The organism is Streptomyces sp. SP17BM10, from assembly GCF_036322405.1.
GTDB lineage: Bacteria > Actinomycetota > Actinomycetes > Streptomycetales > Streptomycetaceae > Kitasatospora.
Genome location: NZ_JAQYXB010000255.1, coordinates 1 through 4,437 on the forward strand (window position 1 = coordinate 1; position 4,437 = coordinate 4,437).

At 77.0% G+C, this 4,437-nt stretch carries 2 protein-coding genes; both read right to left on the minus strand.

Annotated elements, in window-relative coordinates:
* Positions 1–1,477 (minus strand): type I polyketide synthase (locus PUR71_RS01100; protein WP_329924378.1); only part of this gene is annotated, 1,477 nt, incomplete at its 3' end.
* A 10-nt stretch (positions 1,478–1,487) separates the two neighbouring features.
* The coding region (locus tag PUR71_RS01105; RefSeq protein WP_329924379.1) for an SDR family NAD(P)-dependent oxidoreductase at positions 1,488–4,437 on the minus strand (2,950 nt) is incomplete at its 5' end.

Sequence of the window (4,437 nt, forward strand, 5' to 3'; positions counted from 1 at the left end):
GCGCGTCCAGCGCCGCCTCCGACTTCGCCGAGACCACCCACGGCACCACACCGGCAACGACCGACGGCTCCTCGGCCGCGGCGTCCTCCTCCACCGCCTCCTCGACGATCACGTGCGCGTTCGTCCCACTGATCCCGAACGACGAGACCCCTGCCCGGCGCGGCCGCTCGTCCGCCGGCCACTCGCGCGCCTCGGTCAGCAGCCGCACCGCGCCCGCCGACCAGTCCACGCGCGAGGACGGCACGTCCGCGTGCAGCGTCTTCGGCAGCACGCCGGCCCGCATCGCCTGGACCATCTTGATCACGCCCGCGACCCCGGCCGCCGCCTGGGCGTGGCCGACGTTGGACTTGACCGAGCCCAGCCACAGCGGCCGTCCGTCCTCCCGCCCCTGCCCGTAGGTGGCGAGCAGCGCTTGGGCCTCGATCGGGTCGCCGAGCGGCGTGCCCGTCCCGTGGCCCTCGACGACGTCGACGTCGGCGGCCGTCAACCCCGCGTTGGCGAGCGCCTGCCGGATCACCCGCTGCTGCGAGGGACCGTTGGGAGCGGTGAAGCCGTTGGACGCGCCGTCCTGGTTCACCGCCGATCCCCGGACGACCGCGAGGACGCGGTGCCCGTTGCGGCGGGCGTCCGAGAGCCGCTCCAGCACCAGCACGCCGACGCCCTCGGCCCAGCCCGTCCCGTCGGCCGCGTCGGCGAACGCCTTGCAGCGCCCGTCCGAGGCCAGTCCGCCCTGCCGGGAGAACTCCATCAGCGAGCCGGGCGTCGCCATCACGTTGACGCCGCCCGCGACGGCGAGCGCGCACTCGCCGGCCCGCAGCGCCTGGACCGCCCAGTGCAGGGCGACCAGCGAGGAGGAGCAGGCGGTGTCGACCGTCACCGCCGGGCCCTCCAGCCCGAGGGTGTAGGAGAGGCGGCCGGAGAGGGCCGAGGCGGCGATGCCCGTGCCGATGTCGCCGGTGGCATCGGCCAGGGAGCGCACCAGCAGGTACGCGTAGTCCTGGCCGTTGGTGCCGAGGAAGACGCCGGTGCGGCTGCCGCGCAGGCCCGCCGGGTCGAGGCCGGCCCGCTCGAACGCCTCCCAGGACGTCTCCAGCAGCAGGCGCTGCTGCGGGTCGGTGGAGACGGCCTCGCGCGGCGAGATGCCGAAGAAGTCGGCGTCGAAGCCGGAGACCGAGTCGAGGAAGCCGCCGCGCCGCGAGACGCGGGTGCCGCGCTCGTCGACGCCGGCGTCCGTCAGCGCGCCGAGGTCCCAGCCGCGGTCCTCCGGGTAGCCGCCGGTGGCGTCGGTGCCGCCCGCCACGAGGTCCCAGAGGTCCTCGGGTGAGGCGACGCCGCCGGGGTAGCGACACCCCATGCCGATGACGGCGACGGGTTCGGCCGCCGCGGCCAGCAGCTGCCGGTTCTGCCTGCGCAGCCGTTCGGTCTCCTTCATCGAGGACCGGAGAGCGGCGACTACCTTGTCGTGGGGCGTGGTCATCTCTGCTCCGTCAGTCCTGGGCGTGGTCGGGGTCGTTGCGCAGGGCGGCCTGCACCAGGTCGTCCAGGTCCATCGCGTCGATGGCGTCGGCGGCCTCGGGCTCGCCGCCGTCGGCACCGTTCGCGGCGCCGTCGGCGAGCCTCAGCAGCGCGTCCAGGACGCCGCTGCGCCGCAGGCGGTCCAGCGGGACGGACTCGACGAGCGCCCGCAGTCGGGCGCGCTCCGGGTCGGCGCCGTCCGTTCCGGCTCCGCCGTCGACCTCGTCGACCAGCAGGCCGAGCAGGTGTGCGGCGAGCTCGGTCGGGCTCGGGTGGTCGAAGACCAGCGTCGGGGACAGGTCGAGGCCGGTCGCGGCGCCGAGCCGGTTGCGCAGCTCGATCGCGCCGAGCGAGTCGAACCCGAGGTCGCGGAAGGCCTTCTCGGGGCCGACGGCCTCGATGCCGGGCAGTCCGAGCACCTCGGCCGCCCGTCCGCGCACCAGCCCGAGGAGGGCGGCGGAACGGCGGGCCGGGCTGAGTCCGGCCAGTTCGGCACGCAGCTCGCGGCCGTTCCCGTCGTCCTCACCCGGGCTCTGCGAGTCGGCGTAGCCGGGGAGTTCGGCGAGCAGCCGGCTCGGGCGGACGGCGGTGAAGGCGCGGACGAAGCGCTCCGGGTCGACGTCGGCGACGAGCGTGGTCGGCGCGGTGTCGAGGACGGCGCGGCGCAGCGCGGCGACCGCGACGGCCGGGTCGAGCGGCTTGATGCCGGTGCGGCGGGCGGCCTCGCCGGCCCGGGCGTCGGCGGCCATGCCGTCGCCGGCCCAGGCGCCCCAGGAGAGGGAGGTGGCGGCGAGTCCGTCGGCGCGGCGGCGTTCGGCGAGGGCGTCGAGGACGGCGTTGGCGGCCGCGTAGGTGCCCTGGCCGGGGTTGCCGACGGCCGCGGAGGCGGAGGAGAACAGGGCGAAGACGGCGAGGTCGTGGTCCCTGGTCAGCTCGTCGAGCAGGAGCGCGGAGGTGGCCTTGGCGCGGTGGACGTCCTCGAAGCGCTCGGGGGTGAGGCCGTCGATGACGCCGTCGTCGAGCACGCCGGCGGCGTGGACCACGGCCGTCAGCGGGTGCTCGGCGGGCACGGCGGCCAGGACGGCGGCGAGCGCGTCCCGGTCGGCGGCGTCGCAGGCCACGACGGTGACGGCGGTACCGGTGGCGGCGAGCTCGTCGCGGAGCTCGGCCGCCCCGGGCGCGTCCGGGCCCCGGCGGCTGAGCAGTACGAGGTGCGGGGCGCCGGCGGCGGCGAGGCCGCGGGCGACCTCGCCGCCGAGCGCGCCGGTGCCGCCGGTGATCAGGACGGTGCCGGTCGGCTCCCAGTGCGCCGGATCGCTCACGGAGCCGCCGGGCGTGGCGGCCAGGCGCCGGCCGAGGATCCCGGTCGGCCGCACGGCGAGCTGGTCCTCCCCGTCCGGGTCGGCGAGGACGGCGGCCAGCAGGGCGGCGGTGCGCCGGTCGAGGCTCGTGGGCAGGTCGATCAGGCCGCCCCAGCGCTGCGGGAGTTCGAGCGCGGCGACCCGGCCGAGGCCCCAGACGGCGGCCTGGGCCAGGCCGGTGACGCGGTCGCCGGGGGCGGCCGCGACGGCGTCCCGGGTGAGGCACCACAGGGGGGCGCCGATCCGGGCGTCGCCGAGGGCCTGCACCAGGGCGGCGGTCCGGGCGAGCCCGGCGGGGGCACTGCCGTCCGCGGACTCGTCGAGCGCCAGCAGCGATGCCACGCCCGCGATCTCCTCGGCCGCGTACGGCAGGTCGGCGAGCTGTTTGGCGAGTCCGGCGCGGTCGGCGTCGGCCTCGACGGTCAGCCGGACGGCGTCGGCGCCGAGCGCGGCGAGGAGCTCGTCCGTCCAGGCCGGGTCGCCGTGGTCGGCGGGCACGACGGCGAGCCAGGTGCCGGCCGGGGCGGCGGCGCGCGGCCGGTCGAGCGGCTTCCAGACGATCCGCCGGCGGCGGGCGTCCACGGCGGCCCGCTCCTCGCGCCGGTCGTGCCAGTCGCGCAGGGCCGGGAGCACCTGGGCGAGGGCGTCACCGTCGACGTCCAGGGTGCCGGCGAGCGACTCGAAGGACGCGGTGCGCAGCGCCGTCCAGAACTCCCCGTCCGAGGACGCGGACGGGGACACGGCCGGGGACGCCGCCGAGCCGAACGACTGCTCGGGCCAGTAGCGCTGCCGCTGGAACGGGTAGGTGGGCAGCTCGACCCGGCGGGCGCCGGTGCCGGCGAAGAGCGCGGACCAGTCCGGCGCGAGCCCGTCGGTGTGCAGGCGCGCGACGGCGGCGAGCAGGGTCGTGCGCTCGTCGCGGCCGTGGCGCAGCGCGGTGGCGGTGACCACCGGGCGGGCCGGGTCGGCGTCCCCCGCCGTGTTGGCCTGGACGAGCGCGGACAGCACGCCGTCCGGGCCGAGTTCCAGGTGGCGGCGCACGCCGCGGGCGCTGAGGGCGGCGACGCCGTCGGCGAAGCGGACGGCCTCGCGGACGTGGCGCACCCAGTACCGCGCGTCGAACCGGTCCCCGGTGTCGCCGGTGACGACGTCGCCGGTCAGGTTGGACACGAGCGGGACGCGCGGGGCGGCGTAGGTGAGGCCGCGGGCGGTCCGCTCGAAGTCGTCGAGCATGGCGTCCATGTGTACGGAGTGAAACGCATGACTCACCCGCAAACGCCTAGTCCTGCGTCCGTCGGCGGCGAAGCCTGCGGCCATGCGTTCGACGGCGTCGGCGTCCCCGGAGAGGACGACGGCGCGCGGGCCGTTGACGGCGGCGATGGAGACGCCGTCCGTCAGCAGCGGCAGCACCTCCTCCTCCGTCGCCTCGACGGACACCATCGCTCCCCCACCGGGGAGTTGCGACATCAGCCGCGCCCGGGCCGCGACCAGCGTGCAGGCGTCCTCCAGCGAGAACACCCCCGCCACGTGCGCCGCCGCGACCTCACCGATCGAGTGCCCC